The 21,453-nt window shown below is 61.3% G+C and carries 19 protein-coding genes; 4 read left to right on the top strand and 15 right to left on the bottom strand.

Features of this window, described 5'->3' with window-relative positions; translation table 11 throughout:
- From BLU48_RS12315 to BLU48_RS12370, 13 genes are all read right to left on the bottom strand, one after another.
- A complete protein-coding gene (locus BLU48_RS12315; RefSeq protein ID WP_057011180.1) occupies window positions 1-204 on the bottom strand; it encodes a hypothetical protein in 204 nt (67 codons plus the stop codon).
- 199 nt (window positions 205-403) lie between these two features.
- Window positions 404-808 (bottom strand): TraR/DksA family transcriptional regulator, encoded by a 405-nt coding sequence (locus tag BLU48_RS12320; RefSeq protein WP_003191666.1) that lies wholly within the window; start codon window positions 806-808, stop codon window positions 404-406.
- A 422-nt stretch (window positions 809-1,230) separates the two neighbouring features.
- Window positions 1,231-2,253 carry an ABC transporter permease gene (locus BLU48_RS12325; RefSeq protein ID WP_003191668.1) on the bottom strand — a complete coding sequence of 341 codons (1,023 nt, stop codon included), beginning with the start codon at window positions 2,251-2,253 and terminating at the stop codon, window positions 1,231-1,233.
- A gap of 26 nt (window positions 2,254-2,279) precedes the next feature.
- A complete protein-coding gene (locus tag BLU48_RS12330; protein ID WP_057022559.1) occupies window positions 2,280-3,833 on the bottom strand; it encodes a sugar ABC transporter ATP-binding protein in 1,554 nt (517 codons plus the stop codon).
- 65 nt (window positions 3,834-3,898) lie between these two features.
- A complete protein-coding gene (locus BLU48_RS12335) occupies window positions 3,899-4,834 on the bottom strand; it encodes a sugar ABC transporter substrate-binding protein (RefSeq protein ID WP_057022560.1) in 936 nt (311 codons plus the stop codon).
- Between the two features lie 49 nt (window positions 4,835-4,883).
- Window positions 4,884-5,060 (bottom strand): hypothetical protein, encoded by a 177-nt coding sequence (locus tag BLU48_RS32010; protein WP_164484820.1) that lies wholly within the window; start codon window positions 5,058-5,060, stop codon window positions 4,884-4,886.
- Window positions 5,061-5,188: 128 nt separating this feature from the next.
- Window positions 5,189-6,217: a Gfo/Idh/MocA family protein gene (locus BLU48_RS12340; protein WP_057022561.1), complete on the bottom strand. Its 1,029-nt coding sequence runs from the start codon at window positions 6,215-6,217 to the stop codon at window positions 5,189-5,191.
- Between the two features lie 94 nt (window positions 6,218-6,311).
- On the bottom strand, window positions 6,312-7,337 hold the full coding sequence (iolG, locus tag BLU48_RS12345; RefSeq protein WP_057022562.1) for a bifunctional inositol 2-dehydrogenase/D-chiro-inositol 1-dehydrogenase: 1,026 nt from the start codon (window positions 7,335-7,337) through the stop codon (window positions 6,312-6,314).
- 19 nt (window positions 7,338-7,356) lie between these two features.
- Window positions 7,357-9,288, bottom strand: coding sequence for a 3D-(3,5/4)-trihydroxycyclohexane-1,2-dione acylhydrolase (decyclizing) (iolD, locus tag BLU48_RS12350; RefSeq protein ID WP_057022563.1), 1,932 nt, complete (start codon window positions 9,286-9,288; stop codon window positions 7,357-7,359).
- A gap of 10 nt (window positions 9,289-9,298) precedes the next feature.
- Window positions 9,299-10,114 carry a TIM barrel protein gene (locus BLU48_RS12355; protein ID WP_057022564.1) on the bottom strand — a complete coding sequence of 272 codons (816 nt, stop codon included), beginning with the start codon at window positions 10,112-10,114 and terminating at the stop codon, window positions 9,299-9,301.
- Window positions 10,115-10,139: 25 nt separating this feature from the next.
- Entirely contained in the window at window positions 10,140-10,928 is a 789-nt protein-coding gene (iolB, locus tag BLU48_RS12360) for a 5-deoxy-glucuronate isomerase (RefSeq protein ID WP_057022565.1), read from the bottom strand.
- A gap of 3 nt (window positions 10,929-10,931) precedes the next feature.
- The gene (gene iolE, locus BLU48_RS12365) at window positions 10,932-11,819 is read right to left on the bottom strand and encodes a myo-inosose-2 dehydratase (protein ID WP_057022566.1); all 888 of its coding nucleotides are present in this window, start codon (window positions 11,817-11,819) and stop codon (window positions 10,932-10,934) included.
- A 165-nt stretch (window positions 11,820-11,984) separates the two neighbouring features.
- Entirely contained in the window at window positions 11,985-13,922 is a 1,938-nt protein-coding gene (locus tag BLU48_RS12370) for a bifunctional 5-dehydro-2-deoxygluconokinase/5-dehydro-2-deoxyphosphogluconate aldolase (protein WP_057022567.1), read from the bottom strand.
- Between the two features lie 284 nt (window positions 13,923-14,206).
- Between BLU48_RS12370 and BLU48_RS12375 the strand changes: the two genes are divergently transcribed.
- Window positions 14,207-15,115: a MurR/RpiR family transcriptional regulator gene (locus BLU48_RS12375; RefSeq protein ID WP_005787722.1), complete on the top strand. Its 909-nt coding sequence runs from the start codon at window positions 14,207-14,209 to the stop codon at window positions 15,113-15,115.
- Window positions 15,116-15,221: 106 nt separating this feature from the next.
- On the opposite strand, the gene pdxR is transcribed toward BLU48_RS12375, so the two are convergent.
- On the bottom strand, window positions 15,222-16,634 hold the full coding sequence (pdxR, locus tag BLU48_RS12380) for a MocR-like pyridoxine biosynthesis transcription factor PdxR (RefSeq protein WP_057022697.1): 1,413 nt from the start codon (window positions 16,632-16,634) through the stop codon (window positions 15,222-15,224).
- A 93-nt stretch (window positions 16,635-16,727) separates the two neighbouring features.
- On the opposite strand from pdxR, the gene BLU48_RS12385 reads away from it, so the two are divergent.
- A complete protein-coding gene (locus BLU48_RS12385; RefSeq protein ID WP_057022568.1) occupies window positions 16,728-17,963 on the top strand; it encodes a multidrug effflux MFS transporter in 1,236 nt (411 codons plus the stop codon).
- 102 nt (window positions 17,964-18,065) lie between these two features.
- On the opposite strand, the gene BLU48_RS12390 is transcribed toward BLU48_RS12385, so the two are convergent.
- The gene (locus BLU48_RS12390; RefSeq protein WP_057022569.1) at window positions 18,066-18,971 is read right to left on the bottom strand and encodes a hypothetical protein; all 906 of its coding nucleotides are present in this window, start codon (window positions 18,969-18,971) and stop codon (window positions 18,066-18,068) included.
- A 410-nt stretch (window positions 18,972-19,381) separates the two neighbouring features.
- On the opposite strand from BLU48_RS12390, the gene BLU48_RS12395 reads away from it, so the two are divergent.
- Window positions 19,382-20,065, top strand: a complete 684-nt coding sequence (locus BLU48_RS12395; RefSeq protein WP_005787712.1) for a response regulator transcription factor — start codon at window positions 19,382-19,384, stop codon at window positions 20,063-20,065.
- Complete coding sequence (locus BLU48_RS12400; RefSeq protein WP_057022570.1) at window positions 20,043-21,434, top strand: sensor histidine kinase; 1,392 nt, start codon at window positions 20,043-20,045, stop codon at window positions 21,432-21,434. The genes BLU48_RS12395 and BLU48_RS12400 overlap by 23 nt, the downstream gene beginning before the upstream one ends.
- Window positions 21,435-21,453: the final 19 nt, after the last annotated feature.

Genomic DNA, 21,453 nt, shown 5'->3' on the forward strand with positions numbered 1-21,453 from the left:
TCAATGCAGGCTGTCTGACTGTTCCATGCGCAACAGCGCTTGCCAGGCAGTCCTGCACTCCTCTGCCTCATCGCGGCTGGCAAAGGCAGTTCCGCGCTGCTCACCATTGAGCAATACCACCCAGCAAGCTTTCTGGCCCAGGGCACGCAGGGTCTCAGGTACGCCACTGCCGATCATTACGGCCACATCGACTTTGTTTTGCATGGAGCTTCTCCGCAGCATTAGTTAGCTTGCTAACAATGTTGGCCATGCTACGGTTTTATTCCAGTTGGAAAAAGCTATCTTCGGAATAGCTTCATTGCATAAACAGCAACAATCTACGCGCTGGACGCGGCCGGATGCTCGCGTAATGCTGTTGCAGGCGGGGCGGCCGGCTCACTGGCAGGCGCCCCCCTCACCCGTGTCAGGCTTGACGCTGGTGCTTGTCGATCTGCTCGTGGCGCTCTTGCGCTTCGATGCAGTACTTGGTGGTAGGGCTGATCAGCAGTCGCTTGAGGCCGATAGGCTCGCCGCTGTCATCGCACCAGCCAAAGGAATCTTCCTTGATACGCTCCAAGGCGCGCTCAAGCTGCGGCAGCATGCGCTGGTCGCGATCGATGGCATTTACCAGCCAGGTGCGCTCTTCTTCCACGGAAGCGGCGTCAGCCGGGTCGGCCGGGGTGTCCAGGCTTTCAATGGCGATGCGGTTCTGTTCAATGCGCTCGTGGTGTTCCACTTTCATGTCTTGCAGCAACTTCTCGAAAAAAGCGTGCTGTTCGGCATTCATGTAGTCATCCGCCGGCATGGCCAGCAACTTTTCCTTTGTCATTGATTTCTCTATAAAAAATACGTGCATTAAGGCGAATAAGGGAGCGTTCCGGCAGGCCTCTGCAGGTCTCGGAAGGGCGCCGTCCATTTCAAGCGCCACCCGGCACTCAATTTACGAGGGGCGGCAGTCTAAGGCCGACTTGAGGGCGCAGCAACTGAAAAGACAGGCATTTTTTCCCAATTAACCCCCAGAGGCACCAGGACGGGCTTGGCGAACGGTCATCGGAGTGCGTTTATAGCAAGAAATTCAAGTTTGTGGAGCTATATAGAAGACAAACGGTTGAAAGTGGCTGATCCCGGACTAAATGTGGGAGGGGGCTTGCTCCCGATAGCGGTGTGTCAGCTTGCACATCTGTTTCTGGCTGACCGCTATCGGGAGCAAGCCCCCTCCCACATTTGATCTGATTTGGACCTTGGATTCACTCAGCGCTTGAGCTTGCGCTTGTTGCGGTATTGGTCGATCACCACCGCTACCACAATGATCAGGCCCTTGATGATGTCCTGGATATACGCATCCACGCCGACGAAGGTAAACCCACTGGCCATCACGCCGAGGATCAGCGCGCCGATCACGGTGCCGGTGATGCGCCCTACCCCGCCCGCCAGGCTGGTGCCGCCGATCACCGCTGCGGCGATCGCATCCAGCTCATAGGACATGCCCATGCCCGCCTGGCCGGTAGCCGCACGTGCCGAAGCCACCACGCCGGCCAGGCCCGCCAGCAGGCCGGCGATGCTGTAGACGATGATCAAGTGGCGCTTGACGTTGATCCCCGAGGTGCGTGCCGCCTGCATATTGCCGCCGATGGCGTAGGTGTATTTGCCGTACTTGGTGTAGCGCAGGGCGATATGGAAGATCACCGCCACCACCAGAAAGATAATCACCGGCATCGCGCCATGGCCGATAGCCGTATAGGAATCCGAGAGCATGCTCACCGGCTGGCCTTCGGTGTAATAACGCGCCAGGCCACGGGCCGAGACCATCATGCCCAGGGTCGCGATAAACGGCGGGATGCCGGTCACCGCAATAATGCTGCCGTTGATTGCCCCGGCCAGCAGCCCTACGCCCAAGCCCATTGCCACCGGTATCCACACCGGCAGGTCGGTCAGGGACGGAAACACCGCACGGGAAAAGTCGGAGGTCTGCGCCAGGCTCGCGGCGATCATTGCTGACAAGGCCAGTACCGAGCCGGAAGACAGGTCGATCCCTGTGGTGATGATCACCTGGGTCACACCGATGGCCAGCAGGCCGATGATCGATACTTGCAGGATCATCAGCACCAGGCGCTGGGAGTTCATCAAGAAGCTCTGGTCGCGCACGATCCAGCCGAACAGTTCAAACACCAGGCCGATGCCGATCAGCACCAGGAAGATGCTCAGCTCGGTAGGCATGCGTCGACGGTTCTTGACCGGTGCCGTCGCCGGCTTGTTGTCTGTTATTGCGTTCATAACCCATCACCTTCTTATTCTGTAGATCAGTGGACCGCGGTCATACCGGAAGCCAACTGCATGACTTTTTCCTGGGTGGCCTCAGCGCGATCCAGGGTGCCCATCAGTTCGCCTTCGTGCATGACCATCACCCGGTCGCTCATGCCGAGCACTTCGGGCAGTTCGGAGGAAATCATGATCACCGCCATGCCTTCGCTGGCGAGGAAGGCGATCAAGCGATAGATCTCGGCCTTGGCGCCCACATCAATACCGCGGGTCGGCTCGTCGAGGATCAGCAGGCGTGGGTTGGTCATCAGCCAGCGTGCCAGCAAGGCCTTTTGCTGGTTGCCGCCGGACAAGGTGTCGATGCATTGTTCCAGGGACGGGGTTTTCACCCGCAGCTTCTTGCACATGTCTTCACACAACGCACGCAGGGCTTTCTGCTGGATGAAGCCGTTGCCCGAATAGTGCGGCAACACTGCCATCTCCATGTTTTCCAGTACCGACAGGCACGGGAACAGGCCGCTGAGCTTGCGGTCCTCGGTCAACAGCGCAAAGCCTTTCTCGATGGCCATGTGCGGGTCGGTAATACGCACCGCCTGGCCGTCCAGGGTGATTTGCCCACTGGTGCTTGGGGTGATGCCAAAAATCGTTTCTGCCACATTGGTGCGCCCGGAGCCCATCAGCCCGGCGATGCCGAGGATTTCTCCGGCGTGCAGGTCGAAGGATACGTCCTTGAACACGCCGTCCAGGCTCAGGTCGCGCACCGACAGCAGCAGCTCACCAATGGGCGTCTCGCGCACCGGGAACAACTGGCTCAGCTCACGCCCTACCATCATCGAGATCAGGCTGTCGCTGTTCATGCTGTCGGCACGTTGCAGGCCGATGTACTGGCCATCGCGGAACACCGCCACTTCATCGGCGATGGCGAACACTTCGTTCATTTTGTGCGTGATGTAGACGATGCCTTTGCCCTGGGACTTGAGGTCGGCAATGATCGAAAACAAGTGGGCCACCTCCTTGTCGGTGATCGCCGAGGTGGGCTCATCCATGATCAGGATGTCGGAGTCATAGGACACCGCCTTGGCAATCTCGACCATCTGCCGCTCGGCGATGCTCAGGTTGCCGACCTGTTCTTCCGGGTCGAGGTTGATGCGCAGGCGTGCCAGCAACTCGGCGGTGCAGCGATGCATTTCGCGGTGGTTGACCATGTGCAGGCTGTTGAGCTGCTCGCGGCCGATCCAGATGTTCTCGGCGATGCTCATGTGCGGCATCAGGTTGAGTTCCTGGTGGATCATCGCGATCCCGGCTTTCTGTGCCGCCAGCGGTGTGTCAAACACGATGGGCTTGCCGCGCAGGCGGATTTCCCCAGCGTCGGGCTGATAGATACCGGCGATGATTTTCATCAAGGTCGACTTGCCTGCGCCATTCTCGCCCATCAGCGCCAGCACCGTGCCGGGACGCACACGCAGTTGTACGTCGGCCAGGGCCACGACGCCGGGAAAGCCTTTGCTGATGTTGACGATTTCCAACAGGTAGGGTTCGTCCAGCGGCAACGGCTGGATACCGGGAGGCTGCGAGACAGCGGCATGAGCGAGCATAAGACGGTACTCCATCAGCAGGGCGGGCACGACCGCCCTGCCGGTTCATTGTTGTGATGTCAGGGCTACTTGAACTGGGCGACGTTGTCCGGAGTAATCAGCTGGAACGGAATGATCACGTTCTGCTCGACCGGCTCGTTCCTGGCCATCTTGCGCGCCGCTTCCACCGACCCCACGGCCTGGCCCTTGGCGTCCTGGAACGCGGAGGCGGCCATGTCACCCTTGGTGATTGCATTCAAGCCGTCCGGCGTACCGTCGACACCCGCGATCAGCACGCTGCCCTTTTCCTTGCCGGCCGATCTCAGCGCCATGGATGCACCAATGGCCATCTCATCGTTGTTGGCCAGCACTGCGTTGAACTCGCGGCCTTGGGTCAGCCAGTCGTTGACCAGAGTCATGCCCTTGTCCCGCAGCCAGATGCCGGTCTGTTCCTGTTCGATCTTGATGTCCGGGTACTTGGCGAGTACTTCCTTCACGCCCTTGGTGCGGTTGGTGGTGGAGTTGTTCGCCAGGTCGCCCAGCAGGATCACGATCTTGCCCTTGCCACCGAGTTTCTCAGCGATGTACTGCATTTGCAGGCGACCGGCCTCGACGTCATCTGAGGTCACCGCCACCACGTCCTTGGGCAGGTCTTTCTGGTCGGGCCGGCGGTTGACGAATACCAGCGGAATGCCCGCCTTGGTCGCGGCACTGATGATGTTCTTGGTCGATGCGGTATCGACCGGGTTGACGATAATCGCGTCGACTTTCTGGCTGATGAAGTTCTCGACCTGGCTCAGTTGCTTGACCACATCGGCGCGGGCATCTTCGAACTGCAGTTGCACGCCATCGCCCTTGGGGTAGGACTTGGCTTGCTTGTCCATGTCTTCGCGCAGGTAGGTAAGGAAGGTGTCGTCGAACGCGGACATCGTGACGCCCACCTTGAGATCGGCGGCGCCGGCAACACCGCTGGCCAGCAGCATGGACAGGGCCAGCGCGGTAAAACGGATCGGGGTCTTCATGAACGGTCTGTCTCCACTTTCTTGTTGGTTTTTTTGGACGTTGCGTTGATCAGGCCTCGGCCGGCACTCGCACCACCGGCGCGCCCGGAATGCAGCAGACCAGCGCGCCCTGGTTTTCGACGCACAGCACATTGAGGAAGGAGAAGTAGAACGGCCGGGCGCGGGGCAGGCCGCGAGGCGTTTGGGCGGGGCGTAAAACTCGCAGTACAGCGTTGAAGATTTTCATCTGACGGTACCTGGTTGTTTTTGATCTTGTTTTTGTTGAGTCGCCCCAAACGTGTGCGGGACGGACTTTATGCAACCTGGAAAAGACTTTATTGGAAAATAATTTCCATATCAACCTGTTTTAGAATTTTATTCTATTTTTGTCGAAACCACCTGCTGGCGCTCGGCACTCAGGCGCGCGGCGTCCAATATACGGGTGGTTTCCAGTGCGTCATAGGCGCTTACCGGCAGCGGCCCCTGGCCCTGCACGGCCGCTTGCAATTGGCGATAGAACTGGGTCCAGCAGCCCTTCTCCGACGGCACCCGCTCACGTTCCGGCCCCTGCTCGAACCAGCCCCAGCGTCGATGTTCCTCGGCGCCCCAGTGCTCGCCTTCGGTCTTCGGTGATTTGCCGGCCAGCAGCGCGTCTTCCTGACCGTCCAAGCCTTCGACGGTATAGCAACCCAAGCTGCCACTGACCCGAAAGCGTGGCGCCTGGCTGTTCTGCAAGGCGTTGCCCCATAGGTGTGAAATCACGCCATTGGCGTGGGTCAGGGAAACAAAAAAACCGTAATCCACGCAGGGGTGTTCAGGGGTGTAGTGCAGTTGGGCGAACACTCGATCCACCGGGCCGAACAGTTGCAGCGCCTGGTCCACCAGATGGCTGCCCAGGTCACGCAGCCATCCGCCGCCACTGGCATTGCCCACAGCCTCTGGGCTGTAGCGCTCCACGCGGGACTCAAACCGGGTGATGCTGCCCAGGGCACCGGCGTCGATAAGTTTGCGCAGGGTCAGGTAATCCGAGTCCCAGCGCCGGTTCTGGTAGACGCTGAGCAGCGAGCCCTGGCGCTCGGCAGCGATGATCAAGGCTTGGGCTTGTTCGGCGTTGGCGGCAAAGGGTTTGTCGCTGACCACCGTTACGCCGTGTTCAATGGCTTCCAGTACTAATGCAGGGCGGCCTTTGAGGGTGGTGGAGATGACCAGGGCATCGACGCCGGCCTCGACGATCTGGCCGATGGAGTCGAAGGCCTTCACGCCTGGAAGGTCGGTACTTAATTGCTGGCGGCGTTCGGGTGAGCGTGTGACGACGCCTACAAACGTCGCGCCTTGCAACGTTGCAATCAGCGGCGCATGAAAGAAGCGCCCTCCGTGGCCGTAGCCGACTAGTCCAATTCGCATGCATACACTCCTGACTTGAAGTGAAAACCAATCCAAATGTGGGAGGGGGCTTGCTCCCTCCCACATTGACCAGGTTCCACCTTTGAGATTGGGATCAGCCGTAGAAGTGTGGGCGATCCGACAAGCTGACTTTCACAATCTGCCCGCCGCCCTGGGCTTCAATGCAGGCATCCGCCGCCACCGCCGCCGCATACCCATCCCAGGCCGACGGCCCACCCACCTGTCCAGCGCGCACGCTGTCAATGAAGGCCTGCAACTCCACGTCATAGGCGCCGATAAAGCGGTCCTTCCAGTCCATCAGGATCGCGTTGGACAGCTTCGCACCACTGCGCAGTTGCACCTGGGACGGCTCCGGCAACTTGGCGATGCCGGTCTCCCCCACCACTTCGCACTGGATGTCGTAGCCGTATTGGCAGTTCACAAACACTTCCACGTCGATACGCGTGCCCTTGGCGGTTTCCAGCAGTACGATCTGCGGGTCGCGCAGGTGGGCCAGGGCCTTGCTGGTCTTGCGCGGGAACACCACCTGCACGGAGACATAGTCATCGTCGAGCAGCCAGCGCAAAACATCCAGCTCGTGGATCAGGGTGTCGGTGATTGCCATGCCGGTGTTGTAGTTCTCGCCCACCGTGGGGTTACGGTGCGCGCAGTGCAGCATCAGCGGCTCGCCGATCTGGCCGCTGTCGATCACCGCTTTCAAGGCACGATAGCCTTCGTCATACGGACGCATGAAACCCACTTGCACCAGGCGCTTGCCATGGGCGACTTCGGCTTCGACGATCTTGCGACAGCCTTCGGCGGTGACCGCCAGGGGCTTTTCACAGAACACCGGTTTGCCAGCGGCAATGGCGGCCAGCACGAACTCTTCATGGCTCGGCCCCCACGAGGTCACGAGGATTGCTTCGACCTGCGGCGAGCTGATCAGTGCATGGCCGTCCGGGTACACCTCTGCGTCCAGCTTCAAGTCCGCGACCACCTTGGCGGCCTGCTCAAGGTTGATGTCGGTGACCGCCACCACCTGGCTGTTGAGCAGGGTCTGGCTGCAACGACGGATATGGTCACGGCCGATGGCGCCTGTGCCGATTACACCTAACCGCAGTGAATTAGAAAGCAAAGACATGCAAACACTCCTCTTGTTATTAGTACTGCCGGGCTTTCGCCAGGTGTTCATTGAGTTTTTTCGCAGCGGCATTGGTGCGTTCGCTGGTGGACACCTGCGCCACGCCCACCCGCCACCACGACAGGTAGCCGTGGATCATGGTCTTGGGCAGCACCTTGATATCGATCAGGGTCGAGACGGACTGCGCGCGCGCATCCGCCAGGGCCGCTTCGAGCTGTTCCACCGTGCTGACCTTGTAGGTCTTGCAGCCATAGGCCGCCGCACTCATGGCGAAGTCCACCGGCACCAGGCCACCGTCGAGCTTGCCGCTCTCGGGGTTGCGGTAGCGGAACTCGGTGCCAAAGCTGTCCATGCCATTGCCGATCTGCAGGTTGTTGATACAGCCGAAAGCCATGTTGTCGAGCAGCACCACGTTGATCTTGCGCCGCTCCTGGATCGAGGTGGCCAGTTCCGAGTGCAGCATCATGTAGGAGCCATCACCGACCAGCGCATAGACCTCCTTGGTCGGCTCGGCCAGCTTCACGCCAAGGGCCGCATTGATCTCGTAGCCCATGCACGAATAGCCGTACTCGACGTGGTAGGTGTTGACGCCCTTGCTGCGCCAGGCCCGTTGCAAATCGCCAGGCAGGCTGCCGGCGGCGGCGACGATGATCGCGTCGTCGGCCAGGGTCTGGTTGAGCACGCCAAGCACACGGCTTTGGGTCAGGCATGAGCCGGTCAGCTCGATAAATTCACGCAAGACTCCAGGGTCCAGGTGGTCGTCGACTTCGGGGACAAACCCATCGCCCTGGTATTCCACCTGATGCACACGGTCCACTTCGGCATCGAGTTGCGCCTTGGCGTCAGCGATTTGCTCACCCCAGCCGGAGCGGTAATCGCCCAGGGCGTCAGCCAGCGCTTGAAGGGCGACTTTTGCATCCGCCAGCACTTGCACGCCGTCGAGTTTCAAGGCGTCGCACGGGCTGATATTGAGGTTGAGAAACTTCACCCCGGCGTGCTTGAACAGCGATTTGGACGAGGTGGTGAAGTCGGTATAACGGGTGCCGATACCGATGATCAAGTCGGCTTCGGGCGCCAGCAGGTTGGCCGCCAGGCAGCCGGTTTCGCCGATGCCGCCGACGTTCAGCGGGTGGCTGGAAACCACTGCGCTCTTGCCCGCCTGGGTTTCCGCGAAGGGAATCGCAAAGCGCTCGGCGAAGGCTTGCAGCGCGGCATTGGCCCCAGAGTACTTCACCCCGCCACCGCAGATGATCAGCGGCTTGCGCTTGCCGCGAAACGCAGCCAGCGCATCGTCGATCATCGCGGCGGTGGCCGGCCGCCGGTCGATGCGGTGCACGCGTTTTTGCAGGAAATAGTCGGGATAGTCCCAGGCTTCGGCCTGTACGTCCTGGGGCAAGGCCAGGGTCACCGCGCCGGTTTCCGCGGGATCTGTGAGCACGCGCATGGCCTGGATCGCCGCCGTCATCAATTGCTCAGGGCGGTTGATGCGGTCCCAGTATTTGCTCACGGAGCGAAACGCGTCGTTGGTGCTGATGCTCAGGTCGTGGAACTGCTCGATCTGCTGCAGCACCGGATCCGGCTGGCGGCTGGCGTAGACATCGCCGGGCAACAGCAGCAAGGGGATGCGGTTGGCCGTGGCGGTGGCTGCGGCGGTGAGCATATTCGCAGCGCCAGGCCCGACCGAAGCCGTGCACGCATAGATCTTGCGCCGCAGGTGCTGCTTGGCAAAGCCGATGGCGGCATGGGCCATGCCCTGCTCGTTGCGGCCCTGGTGCACCACCAACTCGCCGCTGTCCTGCTCCAGGGCCTGGCCGAGGCCCAACACGTTGCCATGGCCGAAAATGGTGAATACGCCGGCAACAAACTTGCTCTGCACGCCGTCGACTTCGATGTATTGGTTATCCAGGAACTTCACCAGGGCCTGGGCCATGGTCAATCGTGTGGTGGTCATGACGCGCCCCTTATGATTTTTGCAGGTGGGCGATGCTTGCCCCCACGGCCTGCTGGATATCCGCTAAACCATGCACGCTTTCGGCAAACGGCTCGAACGACAGATAGCCGCTGTAGCCGGTACTCAACAGGGTGTCGATCTGCGCCGCATTGCCGAGGATATCGCCCTCGCCCACCAGTACGCGGTGGCCGTCGCCAATCGCGCTGAGCGGCGCGTCGCGATCCTCCACCCCGGAGATATGCACCAGGCCGGTCAGTTCGGGAAAGAACTCATGCTCGCCGGCCAAGTGATGGTGGAAGGTGTCGTGCACCACACGGAACACATCCAGGCCACCGATGGACTTGATCGCTTCCACCGCCACGCGCTTGCGACGCAGGGCGGATACTTCGAAACCAAGGGGTTCGACAAAACCAAGAATCCCGTACTCGCGCAGGATGGGTGCCAATTCGCTCAACGCGGTGCGCAAAGCGGCGGCGCGCTGCGCGTCGGTGCGCGTGTCGCCGGGCTCATTGAACGGGCACATCACCAGACCCTGGGCACCGCATTCACGGGCGTAGGTGGCAAGCTCCAATGCTTGGGCACGGCGCTCGTCGTTCCACACGTCAAAGGGGTACAGCGCGTTTATCGACAGCACCGTAATACCCTGCGCCGCGCACAACTCACGTACGCGAGTGGCGGGCATGCCGTATTCGATTTCGCGGTTCTTGAGGTCGTTGCGGATCTCGATGGCATCGCACTTGAGGGCTTTGGCCATCTGGATGAAATCCGCCAGGGCCAGGTCAGGCGCGACCATGCGGTTAAGGGCAAAACGTAGCGGCGACTTCATTGTTGTTGTTCTCCGTCCAAACCGTTTAAAGGTCCAGCAGCCAGCTGTGCTGCGGGTCGTTATGGAAATGCCAGGCGCGCTTGGGGCCGGCCATCACGTTGAGGTAATACGACTCGTAGCCGTATGGCACGCTGACCGGGTGGTAACCCTTGGGCACCACCACCAGGTCGCTGTTTTCCACGGCCATGGCCTGGTCGATGCTGCGGTCATCGGTGTACACGCGCTGGAAGACAAAGCCCTGGGGCGGGTTGATCTGGTGGTAATAGGTCTCTTCCAGGAAGCTCTGGTGCGGCAGGTCGTCGGTGTCGTGCTTGTGCGGCGGGTAGCTGGAGGAATGCCCCGACGGTGTGCGCACCTCCACCACCAGCAGCGAATGGGCCGGCTCGCTATCGGGCAGGATGTCGCACACATAGCGGGTGTTGGCGCCTTTGCCACGCACACTGCGCTTGCACTGCTCGGGGCGGATCAGGCGCGGGGCAAAACCCTGGGCACCCGGAGCGGCGCAGACGGCAATCTGTACATCGCTCAAGGCGCTGACCTGGGCGTCGGTGCCGGGCGGCAGGTAGGCGGCGAACGGTGATTTGTCTTCGAACACCGACTGGCGATCACCGACGTTCTGCCAACTGAAACCTTCGCCTTCGATGTTTACCCGACCGCTGAGCAACACCAGGCACAACTCCTGATCGCCCGCGCTGATCGGCAGGCTTTCGCCCAGGCTCAGGCGGTAGGCGGCAAAGCCTACGTATTCCAGGCGCCCGGCTTCCAGGGCGACCATGGTTTGCCCGCGTTTGCTGCTTTTGACCAACAAGCTCATCACTCAAGTCCTCTGGTTGAGAAGCGCACGCAAGGTGTCATAACCTTTTTTTGCGTAGATATAGCTGGGCGCCACGGCCGGGTCCTGCTCGGCTTCCACCACCAGCCAGCCCTCGTAGTTCGCAGCCAGCAGTACGTCCAGCAACGGTGCAAAATCGATGTCGCCATCGCCGGGCACAGTGAACGTGCCGTTGACGATGCAATCGGGAAAGCTCCACATCTGGTTGCGCGCCAGTTGCACCACGGGTTTGCGCACATCCTTGAAATGCACGTGGCAGACACGGTCGATATGCTTGCGCAACACCTCGACGGGTTCGCCGCCGCCCATGTAGCAGTGGCCCGAATCGAACAGCAGGCCGACTTCCGGCCCCGTGCGCTGCATCAGCTGGTCGATGTCTTCGGGGGACTCGACATAGGCGCCCATATGGTGGTGGTACGCCAGGCGTACCCCCTGGGACAGGGTGAAGCGCGCCAGTTCGGTAAGTTTGTCGGCATAGTCCTGCCAAGCCTGCTCGCTATGGAAACGCGGGCGTTCGATCAAACGAATGCGCGAGCCCTGGATCGAATCAGCCACTTCGCCATACACCAGCACCGAGGCGCCGTTGTGCCTGAGCAGTTCGACATGGCCGGCAATCGCCTCGATTTCCTCGGCCACGGAGCGACGGGCCAGGCGGCTGGAGTACCAGCCGGAGACGAGGGCCAGGTCATAGGGGCGCAACACGTCGCCGACACCCTTGGCATCTTTGGGGAATTTGCCGTTGAGTTCAAAACCTTCGTAGCCGATGTCCTTGCCTTCGCTCAGGGCCGTGCTCAGCGGGGTTTCACCGCCGAGGGCCGGCAGGTCGTCGTTGCTCCAGGAGATCGGGTTGATGCCAATTCGGATTGCGGGCATGGCTGCACCTTTATTGTTTTAGCCTGAGATCACTGGGATCAGCCTGTGTGGGAGGGGGCTTGCTCCCGATGGCAGTGGGTCAGTTGATAAATAGGTACCTGATACACCGCTATCGGGAGCAAGCCCCCTCCCACATTTGATTGCATTGCACCTTTAGAACTGTGATTAAGCTCTGGAACTGCGCCAGGCATTGATGAGTTGTTCGAAGGTAGCCTGTACCTGCTGGATCAAGGTCTCATCATCGATCTCCCCCGCCATCCACGCCCGGCTCGGCTCCTGGAAGATCGTGCGGCCTACGGCAAACCCACGGCAGGTGGTGCTCAGGCGTGCTTGCTGGAAACCATCGGCGAGGCATTCGGCGGACGCGTTCAGGCCCAGCAGCACCACGCCCCGGCAGTACGGGTCGCGCTCCTGGATCAGTTCGTCAAGCTTCTTCCAATCCTCGGCTGACTGCGCCTCGATCTTCCACCAGGCCGGGTAGATACCCAGGTTGTACAGGCGCTTGAGGCTGCGGTAGAGCACGTCGGGATAAGTCGATGGATGATCCTTGGGCGGGATGACTTCCAGCAGCAGCTCATGCCCGCTCACGATGGAGGCCTCGTACACCGCCTTGAGTTGCGCTTCCTGCTCCAGGCGCAGCATCGGTTCGTCATCGGGGTGGAATTGCACCAGGCACTTGATGATCTGTTCCTGGGGCCAGGCAATCAGGTTGCTGCCCACCGAGCGTCCGTGTTCGAACGCCAGGGGCCGCGAGTTCTGCACTTCCACCGGGCGTGCGATCCACCAGCCGCGACCGCTGGCGGCGTTGAGGGCATCCTGGCCGAAACGTTGGTCGGCGAGCAGGCCCACGTCGGCCTCGACGCCCTGCTCGCCGAGCTTGCGCTCCACGCGTTCGATGGCCTGGATAAACAACTGCTTGATCGCGCTGATGCGCGTCGGGTCCTGACCGCCCTTTTGCGCCAGGTCCACCAGTTGCCAGCGGTGGTCGAAGGCAAACACGAACAATTGCTTCCAGGCCTTGCGCGGCACCGTTACGCGGTGCAGGCGTTGCAGGGTCACGTCCTGGTCCGGGCGGGTAATGGGCACCGGGCTGCTGAACAGGTACTCAAGCTCGGCGGGTGTCGGCATGGCCGGCGCACAGGCATGGCGCGAAACCACCAGGCCGCCACAGGCATTGGCCAACTGACTGCAACGTTCATCGCTGGCGTCATTGATCCAACCGCTGAGGAAGCCTGACATAAAGGCATCGCCGGCCCCCAGCACATTGAGCACTTCCACGCGCACACCGGGGTAGATCGCCCCGTCCTCCAGCCGCGCAGGAATCGCGCCGTGAATGACCGTACAACCCTGGGGACCCAGCTTGACTACCAGGGTCGCAGGCGTCAGTTCGCGTACGGTGCGCAACGCGGTGAGCAGGTCTTCACTGCCACCGGCGATAAGGAATTCTTCTTCAGTGCCGACGATCAGGTCGAAACGCGGCAGGATCTTCTGCACATGCTGGCTGACATTCTGGTCGGCGACGAAACGGGTTTCGCCATCGGCCTTGCCCGCCAGGCCCCACAGCACCGGGCGGTAGTCGATGTCCAGCACGCGCTTGACGTTGTGCCTGGCGGCGTAATCCAAGGCCTGGATGCTGGCCTTGTACACGCCGTCGGTGGAGAAGTGCGTGCCGGTGATCAACAGCGCTTTGCTGGAGGCAATAAAGGCCTCGCTGATGTCTTCAGCGCGCAGGGCCATGTCCGCGCAGTTTTCGCGGTAGAACACCAGAGGGAAGGTTTCACGATCCTTGAGGCCCAGCAGCACCAGGGCGGTGAGGCGCTCCGGGTCGACCTTGATACCGCTGACATCGCAGCCTTCACGGGCCAGGGATTCCACCAGGAAACGGCCCATATGGTCGTCGCCCACGCGGCTCAGCATCGCTGACTTGAGACCCAGCCTGGCGGTGCCGAAAGCGATGTTGGCGGAAGAACCGCCGAGGTACTTGGCGAAGCTGGTCACGTCCTCAAGCCGCGCACCGACTTGCTGCGCATAGAGGTCGACGCCCAGGCGCCCGAGGCAAATCAGATCCAATTGACGCCCACTGGCAAAACGAGTCTGGCCCATGCTGGCTCCTGTTATTTTTATCAGCCTGCGTTGTGCCGCCGTGGCGACGGCAAACGCTCTTGGTGGGAGCAGACTAGAACGTCCAGCGGCGGCAATCAATATTTATTCCATAATTATTTTTAGTGGAATATTTTTTCCAATACGTCAGCATAGCGGCACGCCAGCGCCCGTGCACCGTTTCAGCAGGCCACACGGGCCGTGATGCCGAGGTATTTTTTTGCGCCTACCCTGTAGACTTGCGCCACCCATCAGCGCATCAGACGAACACGCCAGAAGGATTGCCCATGTCCCGCACCGATCCCGAGACCACCCTGGAAGAAACTGTCGCCAGCCCTCCGATCAATGCCGAACGCCTGTTGCAGCTGATCACCGACGAATACGAGAGCCTGCCGCGCCAGCTCAAGCGCATCGCCAGCTACATGAGCCAGCAGAGCGACCGGATCATGGTCGACCGCATCAGCGATATTGCCCGCGAATGCGAAGTGCACCCCTCGGCCATCGTGCGGTTCTCCCAACGTTTCGGCTTCAGCGGGTTCAGCGAGATGCAGGCGCTGTTTCGCGAGGCATATACCCACAAGACCACGCCGGTGCAGAACTACCAGCAGCGCATCCGCAGCATGATCGCCAACAAATCGCAGAAGGCCAGCGGCGGCGACCTGGCGCGCGAATGCGTCAACGCGACCCTTTCCGGCATCGAGCGCCTGGGCCTGGAGCTGGACGATGCCGCCTTCGAGAAAGCCGTGGACCTGGTGGTCAATGCCGACAACATCTACGTGGTTGGCGTGCGTCGCTCCTTCGCGGTGGCCGACTACCTGGTCTACAACCTGCAGCACACCAACAAGCGCATCCACCTGATCTCTGGCCTGGGCGGCAGTTATCGCGAGCAGATGCGCAGTGTGCGTGCCAATGACCTGGTGATTGCGATCAGCTTCACGCCCTACGGCAAGGAAACCCAGCACTGCCTGCGCATCGCCCAGCATCATCAGGCCAAGACCCTGATCATCACCGACAGCAACCTGTCGCCACTGGCCAAGCGCGCGAATGCGGTGCTGTTGGTCAATGAAGGTTCCTCGTTCGCCTTCCGCTCGTTGAGCGCCACCTTGTGCCTGTGCCAGGCGCTGTTTATTGCGGTGGCGTACCGGTTGGAATTGAAGGTGGATGAGATTCATGAGCAGGTCGGGTTCGACGACTGACGCGCTCCACCTGTAGGAGCGAGCTTGCTCGCGAAAAACCCATAGGCATCGCGGCCATCCAGGATGCCCGCGTTATCGTTAACGATCTTCGCGAGCAAGCTCGCTCCTACAGTAATTGCGCCAGGGCCCGGCCGTGGAAGCGGATCTGCGCGAGGGTCAACGCGGTGTAGCCGATAATCACGGCGGGCGGCAACGTCACATAGACACAAAACTTGCCCAACGGCTGCAAGCTCAGCCCAGCGTCGGCGGCGCGGGCGCAGAAGTCCGCCTCTTGCACCCCGGCCGGCAACCACAACACAAAATGCAGCCCGGCCTGCTGGCCACTGACCGTGACACCCTCCGGCAGACAGGCAAGCAACGCATCCCGCCGCGCCTGATACGCCTGGCGCGAAGCCCGCAGGTGCCGCACGAAGGCACCACTGCCAAGAAACTCCACCAAGCCCAACTGGTCGGTTGCGCCCACTGAATGCCCGGTCAGTTGCAAGGTGCGCAGCAGTGCCGGGCGCAGGACCTTGGGCACCACCATGAAGCCGACCCGCAAGCCGGGAAACAGGTTTTTGTTGAAGCTGCCGCAATAGAGCACGCGGTCGTTCGAATCCAGGGACTTGAGCGCCGCCAGGGGTGCGCTGTTGTAGTTGTACTCGCTGTCGTAGTCATCCTCCACCACCCAGGCATCCGCCCGGTTCGCCCAGTCCAGCAGTGCCAGCCGACGTGACACCGACAGGGTCACGCCCAGCGGCGCCTGGTGCGCTGGGCTGACATAGGCCAGCCGTGCGTGTTCGGGGAGCTGGTCGGTATCGAGGCCTTCGGTGGTGACCGCGATCGCCTGGACCCGCGCCCCGGCGAGGCTGAATAAACGCCGCGCCGGTGTGTAGCCGGGGTCTTCGACACAGGCGGTGTCACCTGGCTGGAGCAGCGTGCGCGCAATCAGGTCAAGGCCATGGCGAATGCCCGTGGTGACGATCACTTCATCTGCCTCGCACTGCATGCCGCGATAGCGGCGCAGGTAATCCGCGATCAGTTCGCGCAAGGCCGGCAACCCGCCGGGGTGCGCAGCCTCCAGCACGCCGAGGCCTGCCGCCAGCAACCCGCGGGAGAGGCAGCGCGCCCAGGTTTTCAGGTCGAACAGGCTGGCATCCGGGCGTCGTGCGACAAAGGGCACGTGACTCTGCACGCCGGCGTGAGGTAAGTCGGGCTCAACCGGTCGGCGCAGGTTTTGCTTGGCCACCGGGGCTGCGATGAACTGCTCCGGAATCACCGCACACACCCGCGTGCCCGAGCCGGCCACACGCTGCACATAGCCTTCGCTGTGCAAACGGTCAAAAGCGGCCTCAAGGGTGCCACGTGAGACCTGCCAGCGCTCGGCCAGGCTGCGGGTCGACGGCAAACGACTGCCTGCCGGCAACTGTCGAGCCAGGATTGCCTCGCGCAACGCCTCGTAGGCGCCCTGCTGCTTGCCTGCATCCAGCGTATCGGGGCGCGGCAGGTCAAGGTTGGAGGCAGCTTTTCCGCGGCTCATAGTGGTCCAGTCATCCATGGCATAAGTGGTCCTGAGGATTAAACCACAAAGTCGCTAGAGTCCGGGCTCTACCCATTGCGAAGAAACCCGCCCATGACTCAACGCCTTCTCGCTCCCTGGTTCTGGCTGACTTTGCTGACGGTCCTGGTGGGCCTGCCGCGCCTTACCCTGGATTTGCATTTGCCCGCCCTGCCCGCCATGGCCGACTACTTCCACACCCAGGACAGCCAGTTGCAACTGGTCCTGACCCTGTACACCCTCGGCTCGGCGATTTCCCTGCTGGTCAGCGGCCCGCTCACCGACCGCTTCGGCCGACGCCCGGTGCTGTTGGCCGGATTGACGCTGTATGTGCTGGCGACCGTGACCTGCGCCGCGGCCGATAGCCTCGGCGTGTTGGTCATTGCGCGGCTGTTCCAGGCGCTCGGCGGGTGCTGCACCACGGTGATCGGCCGAGTGATCGTGCGCGATTATTTTGACCGCGATGAGCAGGCGCGCCTGCTGGGGTTGATCTCCATGGCGATGGCCGTATCGCCCATGGCCGCGCCGGTGCTCGGTAGCCTGTTATTGCCGCTCTTGGGTTGGCGTGGCTTGTTTGTATTGCTCGGGGTGATCGGTTGCGTGCTTTGCATAATCGTCCAACGCCGCCTGCCTGAAACCCGCCCGCCGCAAGTGGCCGCTGCACCGCCCAACCACTTGCTGCGCACCTACAGCCAACTGCTGCGCGAGCGCTACTTCCTGCGTTATGCCTTGGCGATTGGCTGCGCGTACAGCACGTATTTTCCGTTTATCAGCGAGTCTTCGGCATTGCTGCAACGGGGCTTTGATTTGACGCCGACCGCCTACGCCCTGGTGTTTGCCGCGACAATCAGCGGTTATATGCTCGGCGCCAACCTGTTCCGGCGCCTGGTGCAGCGGTTCGGGGCCGACCGCTTGATCAGCGTCGCCATCGGCTTGAATGTGCTGGGCAGCGTCACGCTCGCGCTAGCCACGGCACTGCTGCCACAGGCGTGGCTGGCCATCGTGGTACCGATGGTGGTGATCATGGTGTCGGTGGGCCTGACGATGCCTGCCTGCCAGCTGTCTGTGTTGCAGCCGTATGGTGCGATTGCCGGCACGGCGTCGGGGCTGTTCTTTTTTATCCAGATGTTTGTCACGGCGCTGAGCAGTTGGGCCACCGGACTGTTGTCGGACGGCACTTCACAGCCGTTGGTGATCATGACCTCGCTTGCCAGCGCATTACTGGTGACAAGCTGGCTGATCCTGCGCAAAACGCAAAGTGGGAGGGAACAAAGTCCCTCCCACTCTTCACCGAGCCAGGCTCGGGTTTAGTGCATGAAGATCGCGATCAGGATGATCAGCGGAATCGGCACGCCGAGGAACCACAGCAGTAATGAGCGCATCATATTCTCCTTAGAATGAACGGGCCTTGAATTAACGAACGTAGTTTTCGGTTTCTACATACACCACGGCATCCCGGCGACGACCGCCAAAGGTAGCGGCGAAACTGGCGAAGAACGCACCGATCAGCAGCGCCACGAAGGTCCACAGCGAGGTATAGGCGGCAACTTTCGCGGCGGTGTCGGCGGCTTGCTTGGCTTTTACCTTGGCATCTTCGATGGCTTTGCGGGCATCGCCGTAGACTTTGTCGATACGCGCTTCGGCATCGGCCTGGCTGAGGTTGGTGCGCTGGCTGATCAACTGGGCCAGGTAGGCACGGTCTTCAGCGGCAAGTTGGCCGTCATTGCTCAGGGTGCGGGCAAAAATGCGACCGACCACGGCGTGTGCGGCGTCATCGCTGACTGCGGCTGGGCGGTCATCGCGGAACAGGCTGTCGACGTAGTAGCCGAAGTCACCGCCGTCGGCACCCTGTGCTGCGCTGCCGGCCGCTTGGGTCATGCCACTGGCGGCGCCCGACGCGACACTGGCACCGGCTTGCACACCGCCGCTGACGACGCTGCTGACGGAACCGACCACCAACATCGCGGTGATCAGTGTCGCCACTGCCCAGGCCAGGAAGCCATGGGCGGTGTCGCGGAAGTACACCTCATCGCCATGCATATTGGCCCACTTTACCCGCAGCCGACCGGCGATGTAGCCGCCCAGGCCCGATGCAACAATCTGGGTAAAGGCCAGCCAGACAATCGTGGAAATGCCCAGGCCCTTGGCACTGATGCCACTGTCGGCCCACGGCGAGACCGCCGAAAAGCCCAGGCCGAAGCCCAGCAGCACCAGAATTAATGACAAGGCAGCCGCCGCAGCGGCCCCGGCGAAGATCGCCCCCCAGGAAACCCCGGAGAGCGTGCTCGACTCTTGCAGCGTGGATGAGGATGTGATCATTGTTGTATCGCTCCAGGCATGAAAAATAGTGTTACAAGTCCCAAAAGGGACAGTGCAGGCACCATGCCACTTGGCACGTAATAAAAAATCACTATTTTTCAACAAGTTAGCCAAATTGAACTTACCCGAACCATGCAAGTTGCAAGAAATGACTGTTCTGAACGGGCGTTATGCATTCTTCCGCCGGGCACATTTCCTTGTGGGAGGGGGCTTGCTCCCGATAGCGGTGTCTCAGTCGATGAAACCTTGGCTGACACACCGCTATCGGGAGCAAGCCCCCTCCCACATCGAATCCGTGCCAGTCATGAACAAATGGCATTTCTACTAGATGAAGTTTTATTTAGGAAACATTCAGCAACTTCTTGGCAAAATACCCGCACTTCTAGTGTGAACGCTCACCAGGTAATCCTATGACCCGCATTTTGACCATCGAGGATGACGCCGTAACGGCCCGCGAGATCGTCGCCGAGCTGAGTAGCCATGGACTGGATGTAGATTGGGTGGACAACGGCCGCGAAGGCCTGGTCCGTGCCGTCAGTGGTGATTACGACCTGATCACCCTCGACCGCATGTTGCCCGAACTGGATGGCCTGGCCATCGTCACCACCTTGCGCACCATCGGGGTGTCGACGCCGATCCTGATGATCAGCGCACTCTCTGACGTCGACGAGCGCGTACGCGGCCTGCGTGCCGGGGGCGATGACTACCTGACCAAGCCGTTCGCCTCCGACGAAATGGCCGCCCGCGTCGAAGTGCTGCTGCGGCGCAAAAGCACGGTCAAGGAGTTCGAGACCGCCCTGCGCGTGGCCGACCTTGAACTGAACCTGATCAGCCGCGAAGCCAGCCGTGCCGAGCAACCGCTGACCCTGTTGCCTACCGAATACAAACTGCTGGAATTCCTGATGCGCAACACCGGGCAGATTCTCTCGCGGATGATGATCTTTGAAGAAGTCTGGGGTTATCACTTCGACCCGGGCACCAACCTGATCGATGTGCACATCGGTCGCCTGCGCAAGAAGATCGACCCACCGGGCCTTACGCCGTTGATCCGCACGGTACGAGGTTCCGGTTATGTCATTGCTGAACCCCTCTAAGGGCTGGCGCTCTTCCAGCAGTCGCTTGTTGGCGCTGTACAGTTCGTTGTTCGTGGCCTGGAGCTGCATCCTCATGGGGGTGCTGTACTACGAGGTATCAGGTTACCTGGGCGATTTATCGCGCCACTCCCTGCTGCAGCGCCAGCATTTATTCCAGCGCTTCGACGGCGAAGAACTGGTGGAAGCCTTGACCACCAGCATGACCTTCGACATGAAGGGCGTGGACGCCTATGGTCTGTTCGATGAGCAATTTCGCCCCCTGAGCGGGCCGATCCGTACGGTGCCGGCCGACCTGCCTTTGGATGGCAAGATCCACGCGCTGGCCAATTGCGTCGAATCCGACGACCCGAAACTGCCCAAGGACAGCTGCGACGCCGTGGCTACCCGCACCGGCGACGGGCGCTGGCTGGTGCTGGTGCGCGCCAACGGTTCGCTGTTCGGCGTGACCCGGATCATCTGGCACGCCTTGCTGTGGGCCCTATCGTTGACCATCATCCCTGGCGCTGCCGGCTGGCACCTGCTGCGCCGTCGCCCGCTGCGGAGGATTCGCGGGATCCAGGCCAGCGCCGAAGCCATCGTCGCCGGTGACCTGACGCACCGCTTGCCGCTGTCCAACCGCCGTGACGAGTTGGACATGCTCGCCGCCATCGTCAACGCCATGCTCGACCGCATCGAGAAACTGATGAACGAGGTCAAGGGTGTGTGCGACGCCATCGCCCACGACCTGCGTACCCCGCTCACACGCCTGCGAGCACAGCTTTACCGCATCAAGCAGCAAGCCGAGGAAGACTCCGCCCACGCGGTAAAACTCGATGATGCGATAGCCGAAACCGACACGTTGATGGCGCGCTTTCGCGGGCTGCTGCGCATTTCCGAACTGGAGGACCACCAGCGCCGCTCAGGTTTCCTGGTACTGGACCCGCTGCCGCTGCTGCGCGAATTGCACGACTTCTATCTGCCCCTGGCTGAAGAAGGCGAAATGGAACTGGTGCTGCAGGCGCCCGAATCACTGCCGTGGGTTACCGGCGACCGCGCGCTGTTGTTTGAAGCCTTGGCCAACCTGTTGAGCAACTCGATCAAGTTCACCCCGCCTGCCGGCAAAGTCATCCTGCGGGCGGTCAATGATATGGGCAGCACCCGTATCGAAGTGCTTGACTCAGGGCCGGGGATTCCGGCGGCCGAGCGCGCTTCGGTATTCCAGCGCTTTTATCGGGTGGATGAAAGCGATCAGCACGGCGGTTTTGGCTTGGGGTTGTCGATTGTGGCGGCGATCATCAACTTGCACGGCTTCAAGCTCGACGTCGGCACCAGCGAACTGGGCGGCGCCCGGTTGGTACTGGAGTGTCGCCAGCAGTTGATACCTGACTAGATCGTCGGGGCACAGAGAA

Source organism: Pseudomonas synxantha (assembly GCF_900105675.1).
GTDB classification, from domain to species: domain Bacteria; phylum Pseudomonadota; class Gammaproteobacteria; order Pseudomonadales; family Pseudomonadaceae; genus Aquipseudomonas; species Aquipseudomonas synxantha.